This window comes from Brachymonas denitrificans, assembly GCF_907163135.1.
Classification (GTDB): domain Bacteria; phylum Pseudomonadota; class Gammaproteobacteria; order Burkholderiales; family Burkholderiaceae_C; genus Brachymonas; species Brachymonas denitrificans_A.
The window spans coordinates 547,278-562,955 of record NZ_CAJQUA010000001.1 but is presented as its reverse complement, the minus strand read 5'-3'; the positions used below and the strand labels follow the sequence as shown (position 1 = coordinate 562,955).

19 protein-coding genes are annotated in these 15,678 nt (G+C 63.4%); 3 read left to right on the top strand and 16 right to left on the bottom strand.

From position 1 onward, the window contains the following. Positions 1-42: 42 nt before the first annotated feature. From KKQ75_RS02650 to KKQ75_RS02640, 3 genes are read right to left on the bottom strand one after another with little or no spacing between them, the layout of a single operon-like run. Positions 43-186 carry a DUF2474 domain-containing protein gene (locus KKQ75_RS02650; protein WP_213360065.1) on the bottom strand — a complete coding sequence of 48 codons (144 nt, stop codon included), beginning with the start codon at positions 184-186 and terminating at the stop codon, positions 43-45. A gap of 1 nt (position 187) precedes the next feature. Beyond that, on the bottom strand, positions 188-1,195 hold the full coding sequence (cydB, locus tag KKQ75_RS02645) for a cytochrome d ubiquinol oxidase subunit II (RefSeq protein WP_213360063.1): 1,008 nt from the start codon (positions 1,193-1,195) through the stop codon (positions 188-190). Positions 1,196-1,210: 15 nt separating this feature from the next. Next, positions 1,211-2,632 carry a cytochrome ubiquinol oxidase subunit I gene (locus tag KKQ75_RS02640; RefSeq protein ID WP_213360060.1) on the bottom strand — a complete coding sequence of 474 codons (1,422 nt, stop codon included), beginning with the start codon at positions 2,630-2,632 and terminating at the stop codon, positions 1,211-1,213. A gap of 115 nt (positions 2,633-2,747) precedes the next feature. On the opposite strand from KKQ75_RS02640, the gene KKQ75_RS02635 reads away from it, so the two are divergent. From KKQ75_RS02635 to KKQ75_RS02625, 3 genes are read left to right on the top strand one after another with little or no spacing between them, the layout of a single operon-like run. Then, on the top strand, positions 2,748-4,139 hold the full coding sequence (locus KKQ75_RS02635; RefSeq protein WP_213360058.1) for a PLP-dependent aminotransferase family protein: 1,392 nt from the start codon (positions 2,748-2,750) through the stop codon (positions 4,137-4,139). Between the two features lie 57 nt (positions 4,140-4,196). Further along, on the top strand, positions 4,197-4,559 hold the full coding sequence (locus tag KKQ75_RS02630; protein WP_213360056.1) for a CidA/LrgA family protein: 363 nt from the start codon (positions 4,197-4,199) through the stop codon (positions 4,557-4,559). Continuing rightward, entirely contained in the window at positions 4,549-5,304 is a 756-nt protein-coding gene (locus KKQ75_RS02625; RefSeq protein WP_250130978.1) for an LrgB family protein, read from the top strand. Before KKQ75_RS02630 ends, KKQ75_RS02625 begins: the two co-directional genes overlap by 11 nt. Positions 5,305-5,759: 455 nt before the next feature. On the opposite strand, the gene KKQ75_RS02620 is transcribed toward KKQ75_RS02625, so the two are convergent. The 13 genes from KKQ75_RS02620 to KKQ75_RS02560 form a co-directional block, all read right to left on the bottom strand. Next, positions 5,760-8,378 carry a glycoside hydrolase family 24 protein gene (locus tag KKQ75_RS02620; protein WP_213360054.1) on the bottom strand — a complete coding sequence of 873 codons (2,619 nt, stop codon included), beginning with the start codon at positions 8,376-8,378 and terminating at the stop codon, positions 5,760-5,762. 9 nt (positions 8,379-8,387) lie between these two features. Then, complete coding sequence (locus KKQ75_RS02615) at positions 8,388-9,656, bottom strand: hypothetical protein (RefSeq protein ID WP_213360051.1); 1,269 nt, start codon at positions 9,654-9,656, stop codon at positions 8,388-8,390. Between the two features lie 95 nt (positions 9,657-9,751). Next, positions 9,752-9,961: a hypothetical protein gene (locus KKQ75_RS02610; protein WP_213360048.1), complete on the bottom strand. Its 210-nt coding sequence runs from the start codon at positions 9,959-9,961 to the stop codon at positions 9,752-9,754. Next, complete coding sequence (locus KKQ75_RS02605; protein WP_213360045.1) at positions 9,958-10,188, bottom strand: hypothetical protein; 231 nt, start codon at positions 10,186-10,188, stop codon at positions 9,958-9,960. The genes KKQ75_RS02610 and KKQ75_RS02605 overlap by 4 nt, the downstream gene beginning before the upstream one ends. Then, a complete protein-coding gene (locus KKQ75_RS02600; protein WP_213360042.1) occupies positions 10,175-10,600 on the bottom strand; it encodes a DUF5681 domain-containing protein in 426 nt (141 codons plus the stop codon). Before KKQ75_RS02600 ends, KKQ75_RS02605 begins: the two co-directional genes overlap by 14 nt. Positions 10,601-10,662: 62 nt before the next feature. Continuing rightward, positions 10,663-10,923 carry a hypothetical protein gene (locus KKQ75_RS02595; RefSeq protein ID WP_213360039.1) on the bottom strand — a complete coding sequence of 87 codons (261 nt, stop codon included), beginning with the start codon at positions 10,921-10,923 and terminating at the stop codon, positions 10,663-10,665. Next, entirely contained in the window at positions 10,920-11,336 is a 417-nt protein-coding gene (locus KKQ75_RS02590; protein ID WP_213360037.1) for a single-stranded DNA-binding protein, read from the bottom strand. The genes KKQ75_RS02595 and KKQ75_RS02590 overlap by 4 nt, the downstream gene beginning before the upstream one ends. Next, a complete protein-coding gene (locus KKQ75_RS02585; protein ID WP_213360035.1) occupies positions 11,333-11,869 on the bottom strand; it encodes a hypothetical protein in 537 nt (178 codons plus the stop codon). The genes KKQ75_RS02590 and KKQ75_RS02585 overlap by 4 nt, the downstream gene beginning before the upstream one ends. Positions 11,870-11,966: 97 nt before the next feature. Beyond that, positions 11,967-14,369 (bottom strand): DUF3987 domain-containing protein, encoded by a 2,403-nt coding sequence (locus tag KKQ75_RS02580; protein WP_213360033.1) that lies wholly within the window; start codon positions 14,367-14,369, stop codon positions 11,967-11,969. Beyond that, on the bottom strand, positions 14,366-14,575 hold the full coding sequence (locus tag KKQ75_RS02575) for a hypothetical protein (protein ID WP_213360032.1): 210 nt from the start codon (positions 14,573-14,575) through the stop codon (positions 14,366-14,368). The genes KKQ75_RS02580 and KKQ75_RS02575 overlap by 4 nt, the downstream gene beginning before the upstream one ends. Beyond that, positions 14,572-14,847, bottom strand: a complete 276-nt coding sequence (locus KKQ75_RS02570) for a hypothetical protein (RefSeq protein ID WP_213360031.1) — start codon at positions 14,845-14,847, stop codon at positions 14,572-14,574. The genes KKQ75_RS02575 and KKQ75_RS02570 overlap by 4 nt, the downstream gene beginning before the upstream one ends. After that, positions 14,844-15,122, bottom strand: a complete 279-nt coding sequence (locus KKQ75_RS02565) for a hypothetical protein (protein WP_213360029.1) — start codon at positions 15,120-15,122, stop codon at positions 14,844-14,846. Before KKQ75_RS02565 ends, KKQ75_RS02570 begins: the two co-directional genes overlap by 4 nt. Beyond that, entirely contained in the window at positions 15,122-15,481 is a 360-nt protein-coding gene (locus tag KKQ75_RS02560) for a hypothetical protein (RefSeq protein WP_213360027.1), read from the bottom strand. The genes KKQ75_RS02565 and KKQ75_RS02560 overlap by 1 nt, the downstream gene beginning before the upstream one ends. Positions 15,482-15,678 lie beyond the last annotated feature (197 nt).

Below are 15,678 nucleotides of genomic sequence, written 5' to 3'. Positions count from 1 at the left end.
TCTAATCGCGGGGATGACGGCCGCCGGCGCGCCCTGTACTGCTCATCGCGTCATGCCGGCAGCCTGCATGATGAACCGCATGAGCAGCGCCGCAGCGCCCAGCGCGGCAATGCTGCATGCCCAGATCGCTGCCAGCCAAAGGAGGCGTCTGGTCCATCCATATGCAGGCGGGACAGGCTTCTTCATCTCAGTGGTACCCCTCGCCTGCCTTCACCTTGCCACGGAATACGTAGTAGGACCAGGCTGTATAGGCCAGGATAAAGGGAATGATCAGCAGTGCACCAACCAGGGCGAACCCCAGACTCTGTGCTGGTGCGGCAGCGTCCCAGATGGAAATCTCCGGCGGCAGGATATTGGGCCAGATGCTGATCACCAGCCCGGAGTAGCCCAGGAATACGAGGATCAGCGACCAGACGAAAGGAGCTGCATGCGGGGTGCCGGCCAGCGATCGCAGAATCGCCCACACCGCCACTAGCACCAGCACGGGAACCGGCGCAAAGTACAGTATCCGTGGCCAGCCAAACCAGCGCTCGGCGATGGCCGGATGCGCCAGCGGGGTCCAGATGCTGACGATCAGGATGATCGCAAGCGTGGTCAGGAGGATAGGACGCGCCATGGCCTTGACGCGTTCCTGCAGCCGGCCTTCAGTCTTCAGGATGAGCCAGGCAGCACCCAGCAGCGCATAGGCCACCACGACGCCCACGCCGGTGAACAGGCTGAACGGGCTCAGCCAGCTCATGGCATCTCCGACGGCAACGCCATTCACCACCCGGTGCCCTTCCAGGAAGGCGCCCAGTATCACGCCCTGGAAAAATGCCGCCACGAACGAGCCCGTCATGAAGGCCTTGTCCCAGAACGGCTTGTGGGCTTCGTCCGCCTTGAAACGGAATTCGAAGGACACGCCACGCAGGATCAGTCCGGCCAGGAAACACAGGGCCGGAATGTAGAGCGCGCTCAGGAGAATGGCATAAGCCTTGGGGAAGGCGGCCATCAGGCCGGCGCCGCCCAGCACCAGCCAGGTCTCGTTGCCGTCCCAGACCGGAGCGACGGTATTGACCATGGTGTCGCGGTCTTCGCGGCCCGGAATAAAGGGAAACAGGATGCCGATGCCCAGATCGAAGCCGTCCATGATGACGTACATCATGATGCCGAAACCGATGATCAGGAACCAGATGAGGGGGAGATCGATGCCCATGGTGTGCCTCTCGCTTCAGGGTGCCTTGTGGTTGGGGAACAGCGGTTCATCGACCGCGGAAAGTGGGCGTGCAGGCCGGTGCAGAAGCACAGACGCGTCTGGCGCGGCATGCTCGTCCAGCCTGTCGGGCCCCTGTTTTACCAGTCTCAGCATGTAGGCAATGCCCATGCCGAAGATGGCGAAATACATCACGACCAGAATCAGCAGCCCGATGGACAGGGTCATGGGCGAGTGGTTGGACACTGCGTCCCGCGTACGCATCAGGCCATACACCACCCAGGGCTGGCGACCCACCTCGGTCACGAACCAGCCTGCCAGCAGGGCGATCAGCCCGGACGGCCCCATCCAGAGCGCGAACCGGCTCAGCGCCGGACTGTCATACAGCCGGTCGCGCCAGCGCGCCCAGGCGCCATGCAAGCCGAGCAGCAGCATCAGCATGCCCAGACCCACCATGATCCGGAACGACCAGAACACGACGGGGGAGTTGGGACGGTCTTGCGGCGCGAACTCCTTGAGCCCGGGAATCTGGCCGTCCAGCGTGTGGGTCAGGATCAGGCTGCCCAGGTGAGGCACCTCCAGTTTGTAGCGGGTGGTTTCGGCCTGCATGTCAGGCATGCCGAACAGGATCAGCGGCACGCCTTCCCCCGGCTTGTTCTCCCAATGGCCTTCCATGGCGGCAATCTTGGCCGGCTGGTGCTCGAGGGTGTTGAGACCATGCAGGTCGCCGATGAAAACCTGCAGCGGCGCGGTGAAAAACACCATCCACAGCGCCATGGAGAACATGCGCTTGACGGCGGGCTGCCGGTTGCCACGCAGCAGGTGCCATGCACCGGATGCGCCAACGAATAGCGCCGTCGAGAGCATCGCGGCTGTCACCATGTGCGCCAGACGATACGGGAAGGAGGGATTGAAGATGACCGCCATCCAGTCCACCGGGACCACCACGCCGTTGATGACCTCATGGCCTTGTGGCGTTTGCATCCAGCTGTTGGAAGCCAGAATCCAGGTGGCCGAAACCAGCGTGCCGAGCGCCACCATGACTGTGGCGAAAAAGTGTAGGCCGCGCCCCACCTTGTTCCAGCCAAACAGCATGACACCGAGACAACCGGCTTCGAGAAAGAAGGCCGTGAGCACCTCGTAGGCCAGGAGCGGGCCGGTAATGCTGCCGGCAAACTGGGAATAGAAACTCCAGTTGGTGCCGAACTGGTAAGCCATGACCAGACCCGAGACCACGCCCATGGCGAAGTTCACCGCGAAGATCTTCGACCAGAACTGATAGAGCTCCAGATAGGCGTCATCCTTCTTCCATAGCCAGAGGCCCTCCAGCACGGCCAGAAACGCGGCCAGGCCGATGGTGATGGCCGGAAAGAGGATGTGAAAGGAAATCGTAAACCCGAACTGAATACGGGCAAGGTCGAGTGCGCTGAGATCCGTCATGATATATACATACACAGTTAAATTGTATGGATTTTGTATGGTAAACTTCAGCCATTGTAGTGGCATCCGCATCCATTGACAACCCATAACTCGCGGCAAGATCCGCTCCGATGACATGAAAGATGCAATCGACATTCCCTGGCTCAGACCGCTGTCGGAGGGAGCCGGCCCGCGCTACCTGCAAATTGCCGATCTGATTGATGACGCCATCCACTCGGGCAAATTGGGAGCCGGCGACCCGGTACCCTCCCAGCGTTGGCTGGCGGCCAAGCTCGGCGTCGACCTCACGACGGTGACGCGCGCCTACACGGAAGCACGCAACCGCGGCCTGATCGCCTCCTTCAGCGGCCGCGGCTCTTTTGTCGTCGGCCCCGCCGATCCGGCGCAATCGGGCCGCATCGACCTGAGCATGAACACGCCGCCGCAGCCGGCAGACCACTCGATGGCGGAACACATCCGCAAGGGGTTGCAGGAAGTTCTGGCGCATCAGCCCATCGACAGCCTCTCGCGCTATCCGAGCGAGGGCTCACGCCGCTGCGCCATTCAGGCAGCCCAGGCGTGGCTGCGACCGGCGCTCGGCGACTTGGACAGCGCTCATCTGATGCTGTGCGAAGGGGCTCAAGCAGCCCTCTTTGGCATCCTGCTGACCGAGGCACGGCGTGGCGAAACGGTGTTGTGCGAAGCGCTGACCTACCCCGGCTTCCTGCAGGCCGCCCGCCGGCTCGGCCTGCGCGTAGTGGCACTCGAAGGGGACGAGGACGGAGTATTGCCCGATGCCATCGAGCGGGCGCACAGCGCGTTCGACGCCCGATGGCTCTACCTCAACCCGACCCTGCACAATCCCACCACGCGGACCATGCCTGAAAGCCGGCGCAAGGATGTCGCCAACACAGTGCAGCGGCTGGGGATGACCCTGATCGAGGATGATCCCTACCGGTATCTGCTGGGCGACGCGCCACCGCCAATCGCCGCACTGAACGGCGGAATCGGGACGTATTACCTGGCATCCTTATCCAAATGCCTCTCCCCCGCCCTGCGTACCGCCTTCGTACTCCCCCCCAGGGGACAGGACAGCAGCTCGCTGCAGGATGGTCTGCTGGCCGCCAGCATGGGCGGCTCCCCCTTGCTGACAGCCCTCGCCGAACACTGGTTGCGCAGCGGCGCAGCCCGGCACCTCGTGCAGGAAATCCAGCGCGAGGCGCGCGCCCGCCAGAGCCTGGCGCGCGCTTGGCTTCCGGCGGGCGCACAGGCCCATCCCACTGGGCTGCACGTCTGGTTGACACTGCCGGACCATTGGAATCAGCACCTGTTTGCCCATGCCCTCGATGGGGCCGGCATCAGCGTGGCCTGCGCCGAGGCTTTCAGCGCCGAAGCCGGAGCAGTAGACCATGCGGTACGCCTCTCGCTGGGCGGCGCCAACGACCACGCGGCGCTGGCCAGGGCATTGCAAACCATTGCCGACCTGCTTCCCAAAAACATCCGCCGAGGCTCCCATGGCATTGTCTGACCGGCTTCGAACCTGCGCTTGCGGAAATGCAAGCAGAACCCCTCGGGAGCCCGGACCATGATACGCGCACTGACCATACTCTTGCTGCTGCAACTGGCCGGAGACATCCTGGCACGGCTGCTGCAACTTCCGTTGCCTGGCGGTCTTGTCGGCATGCTGTTGCTGCTGGGCGGGCTGATGGTTCGCGGGCGTCTGAGCCCGGAGCTGCAACAGACAAGCCAACTGCTGCTGCAGAACCTGATGCTGCTGTTCATTCCGTTCATCGCCGGCATTCTTGCGCAGCTTGAACACGTGCGTGCGCAATGGTTACCGTTCGTGGCCGCATGCGTGCTCGGCGCCCTGGTTTCGCTGCTGGTCACCGCCTGGACATTCCGCTGGATGCTGGCACGTCAGGAACACAGGTCCCGCCATGGCGCATGATCCCTCCTCCCTGCTGGCACAGGCAGGCAACTGGCTCATGCACATTCCTGGCGACGCGAACCTGTTCTGGATCAGCGTGACGCTGATTGCCTATGCCTCGACAATGGCACTGTACCGCCGCAGCCGGGCTCATCCGTTGATGCTGCCGGTGGTAACCGGCACCGTCATGGTCGTAGCCCTGCTGGTGGCAACGGACACCCCTTACCCGCACTACCTTTCGGCGGTCTCGCCGCTGGTGTTCATGATCGGGCCGGCGACGGTCGCCCTGGCGGTGCCCTTGTTCGGTCAGGTACCGCGTCTCAAGACGCTGTGGAGGCCGGTGATGGTTGCATTGCTCGCGGGTTGCGTGGTGGCGATGGGATCTGCCTGGCTGATTGCCTGGGTCTTCGGCGGCAACGCACAGACCCTGATCTCGCTGGTCCCGAAGTCATCCACCATGCCGATCGCCACAAGCCTGAGCCAGCACTTCGGCGGACTGGTGCCACTGGCTGCCGCGGCGGTTGCACTCACGGGAATCTCCGCCACCATGCTGTCCGGCCCGGTTCTTCGCTGGTTCTTCGGACCGCTCGACGACGCGGCGCATGGGTTCGCACTCGGACTGAGCGCGCACGCAATCGGTACCGCGCGTGCATTGCAGATCAGCGAGACAGCAGGGGCTTTCGCGGCGATGGCGATGAGCCTCAATGGCCTGATGACCGCATTGCTGATGCCGCTCGTGGCCGCAGGGATTGCGGCGTACAGATAGCGCCGAAGTCCTTGGGCGCAGAAACGTCATACCCCGAGCAAGAAAAAGGCCAGCTCTCCTGAGGAGACTGGCCTGCAATCGGACTTCCTGGAAGCCTATCGAATTGTAAATTGGTGCGGTTGTCGGATTCGATATACGATCACAACTTATTGTTTTTCATGTAAATTTTTCCAATAAGACAGGCAAAGTACCAACAAAAATACCAACAAACTCGTTTGATACCCCCTGCCTGGCAGTGGCGTCCATGCACCACGCCAAGCCATAGGGCATCCTCATCGTGCCAGGCCGGTTTCTGGACCATTGGGTCAGCTCATGTCCAAATGAAAATCCCGATCTGAAAATCCAAATATGGGCCTAATGGCACCCCCGTAAACCCCCAATACCTATTCCAACCTCATTTTGAAATGAAATACGGGGTATATACACCCCCGTAAACCCCGAAACCAGAAGAGGCATCATCGGGGCGATTCGGCCGGATCAGGCGTCTCCCTCTTCTGGCCAAACAGAAGCGCGGCGACACCAGCCGGGACCGCCGGCGTAGACACTTGCCTGGCGGCCGGAACAACCAGGGCCGGCGCCACCTGCGTGGCCGCTTTCTCCTGCGCCATGCGCACCAGCACGCTGATCTGATCGCCAATCCCCAGCAGCTTGAGTTTGCCGCCCAGACCACCCAGCGCGTCGAGAGCCTTGCCCACCATCATGGCGCCCGTGTTGCTGTTGTTCACGGCGCTGCCGGCAGGCTGGACCTGGACATAATCGGCCACCCGGCCCAGCGCCTTCAGGCCCTCGATCTCCTCCGGGGAGAAAAACGCCTTCAGCTTCTCGGGACCGAACAAGGCAAGCCCCCGGCGATAGCCTGCTGCACTGAACTTGGCCACTTCGTCCGGCGCGCCGTTCACGGCCTTCTGCTTGATGGCGTGCAGCATGCCATTGCGCACCACCTCGAAGGCCTCCGGGCTTTCCTGCTTCAGCACAGCCGCCAGGCGCGATACTTCGTCAACCTTGGCGCTGGATCCGATGTGCTGCCGGATGAAACCGTCAGGCGTGAGCGTGCCATCGTGCAGTGCTCGCAAGGCCGGGATGCGCTCGATCTTGCCCATCATGTTCCGGTTGGCCGTGCGCGCCAGGTTGAAAGCAGCGATGGCATCATCACCCGCTTGCGCCACCTGGCCAGCTGCCGGCATCACAGGTGTATCGTCAAGCGCCTGCCGTACCAGCCCCAACGCCATGCGCTGCTGCCCGTCGCTGGTATTGCGCTGCAGCTTGCCGATCACGGTCTTGAGCTGCTCGGCATAGTTCACATCGAAGGGCACTTCACCCATGGCAATGCGGTTGAGGTGGGTTTCCACACCCTTGGGCAAGGCGTGGCCCAGCAGGTTATCGTCCAGCAACTGGCTGGCCTGCTTGGTAAAGGTTGCGCCATCGAGCTGCACAGCCCGGCCAGAGGTGTCGCGCGCAGCGGTGTACAGGTCATTCACCGCCGCCTTCTGCCCAGTCAGCCAACCATCGAGGGCATCTACCGCCCGCTGGCCGGTCTGGTATTCGTCCAGGGCCTGCCCGGCGCCGAGCTTGTTCAACTGCTCCAGCAGTGTGGCGTTGTTCTGGTTCTCCAGCGCGGCCAGGCCCTGCGCGTCCGGGTTGCCACTGTTGGCACCCACTTTCGCCAGGTTCTTCTCACGCGTGAGCTGCACCGGGTCCAGCGTGAGGGTGCCGCGTGTCGGCGTAGTTCCGACCGTGCGGAAGTCCACCAAGCGGCGCAGCGCATCCGGCGATAGATCGTCTCCGGTCTTCAGCGCCTGCTGCACGTCGGCCCGAATGCTCTGGCGGACTTGCTCGGGGATCTGATCCCAGTCCATGCCGCCACTCTTGAGGGCCGCGCTGATTTCCACGTCCAGCCGCTGCGGCTGGCCTACCGACCGCGGAGCAACCGCCCTTGCTGCGGACTTTACGCCCTGCGCGACACGCTGCACGGCACCGGGAGCAGTCGCGCCGGCAAGGCCACCGCCCAGAGCCGCCAACGTCTGCACCACCGGCCCGGCGCCTCCCTCCCGCGCTGCGCCACCAGCAGCACCAGCCCCCGCACCAGCTGCAATCTGCTGAACGGGGTTTGCTGCAAGAGCCTTCAGTGAGCCGGACACCACGGGGCTGGTGGCTACTTGCGCCAGTCGCCCAGCAGTACCGGCCACGCCGGCGCTGCCGGCCATCAGCCGCGTGGCATCGGCCACAACCCGCTCGGTTGCGTTTTCCGGCTTCGGCAGACCCAGCCAGTCGGCCACGCCAGCCACAGCCTGGCTGCTGGACTGGTTGGCCAATGGTGCGCCTACAGCGCCGGCCACCTTGTTCTGCACGTACCTGATCGGCTCAGTCACGATATCGGCCGCGCTTGCCAGCCCCTCGATGCCATGGCGGACTGTTAGGCCTGCCTGTCGGCCCAGCTCCTGGAAGAATCCTCGTTTTGGAGCCTCTGGCACCAGGGCCATATAGGGGTTGTCCTGCGCGCGCACGGGCGAGGCTTGGGGGGCGCGCGGCTGCTGCTCCGGTTTCGGTACCAGTGCCAAATAGGGGTTGCTCATGGGAGTGACTTTCGGTTGAGTGGGTGCCGGTGCCGGGGATGGTGCGCCAAGCGCAGAAGCTACGAAAGCGGCCGATTTTCGCGGCTGGGCATAGGGGCTGCTCGGCAAGCTCGCCCAGATGCGGCCGGTCTTGGCTACGGCACGATCAAAGCGGCCCTCGAGCACATCGCCAAGCGCCCCGGCCTGTCGGATCAACTCCAGGGCGCCAAGGTCTTGACTGCGCGGGCTGAAGTCTTTAAGGCCCAACTGCTTGGCCAGGCCGTCCCACGTTGATGCGAGAAACTGGTATGCGCCGGCAGCGCTGGTTCGGTTCACCTTCCCATCAGTCTGGCGAAACTCCCGGGTGACCCGCGGGTGATCCGCCAGGCTCGCTATCTGAGAGCCGCCGAAGCCCACGCGGTAAGGGTTGCCGCCGCCCTTCTGCAGGGTGCCTTCGGCCTGAGCCAGCATGCGCAGGAAGCGCTGAGCATTTGCGTTTGACAGCGCAGTATTCAGATCCATGACGCCCCCTTACAGCTTGCTCGGGTCTACACCGTTTTGCCGCAGCATCGCTTCCACAGCTGCGCGCGGCGCCCCCTTGCGCAAGGCTTCCCGCGCCATGTTCAGGTGCTGGCCAGCTGATGGACTTGCCTGCCGACCGGTTCCGGTACCGGGCGCACCAGCCCCGCCACCTGCCCCGCCGACAATGCCCGCCTGGTACGACTGCAGATTTGGCACCTCGGCCAGCATGCCCTTGATTGCGATCTCCCGGTTCCGGGCCTTCTGCGCAATGACTTGGGGAGAGTCGCCAATCTGCGGGAAGTATTGGCGCTCCGCATTGGAGAATTCAGAATCGGAAATCACAGCGCCAGACTCCCGGCGAAGCACCGCATTGATGAAGTCGCGTTTTGCCTGATCCAGTCGCTGATGCTGCGGCCCTTGCACAGCGCTGACAACATCCCCCACGATAGGCAGGCGCGATCCAGGAATGGAGGTGTTCACGCCGGAACGGCCCAACTCCGCCACGATGGCATCCGCCTCTTGCGCACGGGTTCCGAATAGAAGCGCCTTGGACTGGCCTTCGGTGAGGGCCTTATCCGTGCCCACCTTCGTGGGACCGATGACGGGCTGGCCACCCTGTCCGGTTACAGGAGCGGCGCGGCCGGTGCGTCGATCGATCAGCAGAACGCCGCCGCTTCCATCCTGGAACACCTCGTTGCCGCCGTAGCGCATCGAATCACGGTCCTTTTCGGCCTGGGCATAGTCCTTTTGCGCCTGCGCCTGCTCCTTGTTCCCGAACAGCCAGGCCAGTTTCGGATCAGCCACGGTCATGGATCCTGTCGCCTGGTGCATCACACGGCCAGTGTTCCCGACCGACTGCATGGGCATGTACTGGGTACCCGGCTTGGCCAGCGTGTTGTACCGGTTCATGAGGTCGACGTTACCCACGTTGGCGGCTGCAAGGGTGGTCATGTCGGTGTTCAGGCCCGTCTGCATGGCGTCGGCCGCCTTGCTCGGATCGCCGCCGATGAACTGCCAGGCTCGGATCATCCGCTGCTGGCTGGGTGAGAAGCCTTCCGGAACCGGTCCCATGCGGTTCTGGTTCGTCATCATCTGGTCTTGTGCCTCGGCACCATACTTGTTGCCGTGCATGTTGTGCGCATAGATTTGCGCCTGCTTCAACGCGGCTTCCTGCTCGGCCTGCGCTCGCAGAAACGGAGCCTGAGCCATGGCCGTAAAGATGCTTCCAAACCCGTCGCCGGCCGCCTTCCATGCCTCAGCTTTCGTGATGCTTGCCATATTCCCGCCTCCAATCACTTGAAACCAGTACCGATGGCGCCAAACCGGCGCCTGTAGCAATTGAACCCCAGGCGGCAGAGGCTCGGGGAAAATTGTCAAACCGCAGGCGATGGCTGGTAGCGATTGAGGGTCAGCCGGATGACTGGGCGGCCGCGGCCTTCAAACGTTTTGACCCGACCGTCAAAGGCCGCCAGGTCTGCAGGGGAGCCGGCTTCAGGCGCCACCATCACGATGGCTGTCAAAAGGCCGGCGCGCCAACCACCAGCCCGCTCGAGCTCAGATACACGCTTTTGCAGACCCTTCATGTCGTACCCCCATCCTCACCAGATCGCTGCATCATTGCCTCCCATTCGGATTCGGCCATCGCTTCCGGTACCACCAGGAACGAGCCGTGCCGCCCCTGAGCCACTGCCCGAGCCACCGCATCAGCTGAGCCTTCGCCGGGCTTCATCATCACCACGCCACCAGCCACCTGTGCAGCCTTGTGCAGGTCCTTCTCCAAGGCGGCCAGGCGTGCGCTAAGGGTTGCCATGGCTCCGCTCCAGTTGCTCGATCCTGCGGGTCAGCTCATCGATTTCCGCCACGCGCGCCAGCTGGCCAATGGCGGCAACGAGCTGGGCACCTTGGCCAGGAGCCAGCACGCCAGCGGACACCGCGGCGAGAACGGCCCGCCCCTGATCTGTCAGCGTTCCATCGGGCAAGGTAAGGGGCTGGGGTGGCTCTACAGCCTTCAGGGGCGCCACGGTTCGCTCGAGCAGCAGCCGCGCCGCCTGCACGTCGCCGCCAAGTGCCTGATCGGTCAGCTGCTTGATGATGGCCGGCACATGGGCGGCAATTGCCTTGCGCAACTTGCCAACTTCACCGGACCCCTTGGGCCGACCGGCCGGGTTTCCGGACTGCCCAGGCTTCCAGGGTGGCGAAAGGGATTTTTTGCTGCTGCTCATGGTGTTCCCATCATGCTCAATCACCGGTGCACCTGCCGATTTTTGGCAGTCGCGCCAGACAGTCAGTGCGGCATCAGGTGCCGGCCTTCCTTCATCTCCAGATAGGTGGCCTCGTACTGCACAACGCGCTGGACCAATCCCGCCATCATCTCGCCCGAGACCTCCAGCAACTCTGACATGGCGGCGGCATTGACCGGCACCATGCCATCGTCCGGTTCCTCTGCGGCTACGATCTTGATGAACCGGGCGACCAAGTTGCAGTCATTGATCAGCTTGGAAACCGCCTGCTGTTCGTTCTCCTTCATTTCGACTACCTCAATCACGGGTTCCACTGATCGCCATCATCCGGCCACTGGCCGCCGCTGTTCGGCAGGTAGTTGCCATGCTGGCCGCCGTCCTGCTGCTGACCGTCATCACCCTGCACGCGCTGGCGCTTCTTGCGCAAGTGGTACATGGTCAGCACCTGCTGTACCTGCATGTCGAGCGCCGGATGTGCCAGCCCCTCCCTATCCGTCCAGGTCTTGGGCGTGATGCTGCCAGCCGCCGCAACTGGGTCGCCATCGCCCAGCGCCAGAAACTGGCTGGCCGCATCGCCAAACACAATGCAGGACACGAACAGGCTTTCACCTGCTGCCGTGGCCGCCCGTATCTTGCCCAGCGCAAACACCCGGCCCCGGCTGTCCGTTCGGCTCTGTGGCTGGCCGTACACCTTGCCTGCAATCAGTCCATCAATCATTTCCTTCCCCCTTTCGCTGCCCACGGTACCGGGGCCTCTTCATAGCTGCGCCATAGGGCGGCGCCAATACTGCATCGCTCGCCGCGCCGCCTGCCAGCCGTTTTGCACTGGAGGCAATGAGCGTGGTGGTCCAGGTAAGCCCGGTCCAACTCGCGCCAGTCCAGGAAGGTCGGATCGTTCGCTGGCTCGCGTTGTTCGCTCCCTGTCGGGGCTGACTGGTGTGGTTGCACCGGGATCGGCCCATAGTGACTGCAGAAGTGATCAATCCACCCCTGCCGCTCGTCCGCCGCCAAGCTCGCGCAATCGTCCAGCATCTGCCGGCGCGCCCTCGGACCATCACCCAACGCGAAGCACGCACGCAATGCGGCCATGCCCAAGTGCTCCAAGGTCGGATACGGCACACCATTGAGCTGCCGAACCAACACCGGCGTGATTGCGCCGCCGCATGGCTGTTGAGGCTGCTCCAGCTTGGCAACGGCCTTCGTCGCCGAATGCGCCTCCTCGCGCTCCTTCAACCTTGTAAGCCAGCTCATGATGACCTCCGAATGTTGGAATATGCCCATATACACACCCCCGCAAACCCCTTAAACCAGATTTCGGGGTTTAGGGGGCTGGATGCCGTAGCGGAATTCAGGATTTCCATAAGTCCTCCGCCTTCGGGTTAATCGCCCAGGTTTCTGCCGGCCTGCCTCCCTTTTCGCCAGCAGGCGTAACGATGCAGCGGACCCATCCGTATTCCTCAAGCATGGCCGCTGCACGCTTCACATCCTCGGTCGTGGAAAGCCAAGCCCATCCGTTCTGCTGCACCTGCTTCAGCTTGAAGCCGTCTGTCACCTTGCCCTGCCGGATCTTCACAAGCAGAGCATCAGCTGCAGCCGAATCTGGCTGCGTGGCGGCCGCATAGACGCGCGTGGCATGGCTTCGCAAGTAGTCGCCCCAAGCGAAAGCACGCAGCAGCTCAGCTGCCCCCACAGTCTGCGGAGCGTCCGGCGTATCCACCAACGCGAACACCAGGGCAAGCGCAGGAATCAGCTTGCGGTACTTGGACAGATGGCTTTCCATAGCCACGTGCAGTTCACCGCTGCGCAGCTCAGTTTCAAGTTCCCGCCACCACTCATAGAACAGCGTTTGCGCCTCATCATCGAACCGCCAGACTTCTGGCTCATCATCCAAGGGCTCAAGCTTGGCCAGGCGATCAAACACTGCATTAGCATCCTGGCGTGCGCTGGCGCTCGGATGCTGGTCCACGATCCTGAAATCCCGGCCCGCATCCGGCCATACCGCCATGCCAAAGCGCTGCAACAGTCCGTCATCGCCAGCACCCCCGCTGGTGGCGCTGCGCACATACTCCTGCAGCCGCGCTGGCTGAATCCCGCCCAGCAAAGCCAGGCACACGCGCGGGATAGTGGTTTCTCCTCGCCCAATCCGGTCAAAGGTGTACCCTTGGTTGCCGTCGTAGGCTTGCAGGTAAAAGGCACGTGCACCCTCCTGCCCCTGCTTGTCCATGCCCGCTAGCAGCCCGTGCAGTTCGTCGCGATAAGCCAGAAGCCCCCAAGGGTTGGCTGTCAGCAGTTCTCCCAGCTTCTCTACTGTGGCATCGTTCACTACGAAGCGGCGCATCCGCGGTTCTGGTGGCGCTTCCACAGGGGTAAGCAGATGTCGCGCCCGTGCTGGATCCTTGATGGCCACCTTCTTGGCTTCGCTCTCGCTTGCCGCGGCCTGCAGATCTGCCACCCGACAATCCAACTTCCAGGCATCGTGCTCTGCCTTCCACTGTTCGCGCTCATTCGCTTCCAACCTTGAAAGCGGCTTCATCACCTCGGACAAGGTCGGGCTTTTCATGCTGCCCGGCCTTCCCGCAATCAGGCCCCATAAGACTGGAACCACGCGCCAATCGTCATACCTCTTGGGCTGGATTACCGCACGCGCGCCGATGAGGCTGGAAAGCGCCACAACTGCCCCCACGGCCGCAAAGTCCGGCGGTTGCTGCATCCGGTAGGAAATATCGCCGACCCACCACCGCAGGCCATGGGGCAAAAGCTCCAGATCAAAAGGCAGTACAGCTGGCAATGCGCACGGCAGCGGCTCCGGGTCTGGCCAATTCTCCGCATCAGCTACGTTGGGCAAGGCGGCGGCTTCAATACAGGCCCGCACGTCCTCCAGCCCCTGCAACTGGTGCAGGTCGTTGAAGTCGGTAGCGCCTGCCGGTCGGTCGGCAAATGCCGGTACCGCCAAACGCCCGCCAACAGCCTTGGCCGCGTCGTTCGCCTTGGTCAGGCCCGGATTGCCCGGCGTGGCGTGGTCGTCGTCAGCCGCCACGATGATCTGTAGGCCCGGGTGTCGTTCATGCAGCGCCTGCGCCACCGCCTGCAGGTTCCCCGCGTTGAAGGCCACCGCCACAGCGTGGCCGGTCGCTTCGTGGATGCTGGCCCCGGTTGCGTAGCCTTCGCACACCACGATGACGCCTGCAGGCTTGCCAATGGCGTGGTAGCAGCCAGTCACGCGCCCGCCGACGTGGAATCGCTTGCTGCCGTCCGCCGTGATTGACTGCAGGCTGTGCAGTGCGCCGGTCGTATCCCGCAGCGGTACCAACAAGGCATTGCCGTTCTGGCGCAGCACGTATGCCTGCACACCCTTGCGCGTCAGGTAGGGGTGGCCGGTGCAGGGGCTGGCCTGCTCCCAGCGTTGCGCGGCTGCCTGCTGGGCCTCTTGCTGCTGGCGCTGCCGCTCGGCATCCCGCTGGGCCTGCATGGCCTTGATGCGCTGCCGGTGGGCATCCCGTTCGGCTGGCGTCATGGCGTTGTCGTCCTTGCCGCACCAGGTCTGTGTGTAGCCCTGCCGCCAGTCGCCAAAGCTGCCAGCCGGTACGCCGTCCAGGTGAAGGCAGTACCAGCCCGCCATGTCGCTGCTCTTGCCGTTGCTGCTGCAGCGGTGGATGGATCCGTCGGCCTCGATGTGATCGGGTGGTGTCAGGCCAGCCGCTGCCATGGCTTCGCGGAATTGCTCGATGGTGTCTGTCTCGACGGTCATCATGCCCGCCCTCCAATCTGTTTCAGGAAATCCCGCACTTCGTCCAGGTTCGCCAGCGGCTTGCAGTAGCCCCATGCGCTGGCGTAGTACTTGGGCTGGCCGGTGTGCAGGTCGGCCACCTGCCGCAGCGCGTGGCCGCGCTCTCGGTATGCCAGCACCAAGCGGGCAAATTCGCCCGTGGCTGCGTCGTTGGTGTCGGTCTTGCTCATGGCCGCGCCTCCGTGCGTCTGCGCTGCTGGCGGGCCTTGCGTGCTGCCAGCGCCCGGTAGATGGTCCTGCCGGTCATGGCCGCGTCGTTGGCCGCCTCCAGCCCCGGTGGCTCTACCTCAAAGCCGATGGCCTGGGCGTGGGCCTGCAGGTAGGCCACACCAGCCGCTGCCGCTTCGCCTGCCGTGCGGTAGGTGGTTGGCATCCTCTCGCGCCGCAGCAGTGCGGCACTGGTGCCGCTCCATGCGGTGTAGATGGCAAGTCGGAAGGTCATGCCCCGCCTCCCTTGCCTAGCTTCAGCGTCATGTTGTGGATGGTCTCCAGCTCATCATGGATTGCCGATATGGCGTCTCCGGCCAGCTCGGCGATGGCCTTGGCCATGGGCAGACTGGCGAACTGCAGAGACCCCGTATCGCCATGCTCCGTGCGCTGCATCAGCATTCCGGCCAACTGGTCGATCTGGTACAGCGACTCCAGGGCAATCGCCATTCGTTCCTCGCACCAGTAATCCGCATTGCTGGCCGGGGTGGTGGTGGTGGTCGTGGCCATCACGCTGCACCTCCATTCCTGGCATCGCCCCATGCCTTGATGCGTCGCAGCGCCATGTGGTCCGTATAGCCGCAGTCGATGGCCTCCGCTGTGCAGTCGATGGTGTTCTGCATGTCCTGGGCAAGCGAACGGATGACGCTGAAGGCGTGCGCCAGCGGCTCGGTATTGAGTTGACCGTTCGGGGTCTCCATCGCCAGCAGTGCAAGGCGTGCCACTCCTGCGATTTCGTCAAACGCCTGATGCGCGTAGCCGGTGATTTCTTCGACGGCCAGTCGCAGTTGCTGCGTGCTGGGCTGATGAGTGTCGCCAGCGGTGGACGTGGCGGTGCTTGCGCTCGGTGCGCGGGTCTTGGTTGTCATGGTCAGGCTCCTTCGGGAACGATAGGGAAGCCACCTGCTGCCTTACGAAGGGCATAGGGTGGGCAGGATGTTCGTAACACGTCCGAAGCCGTGCCGCCGCCCTTACGGGTAGGCGCATCCTGCCCGCAACCGTGACGGCTGGACGTGGATACACCACGGCCCGCCTGTGGTTCGGACATGACAAAACGCCGCTTGTC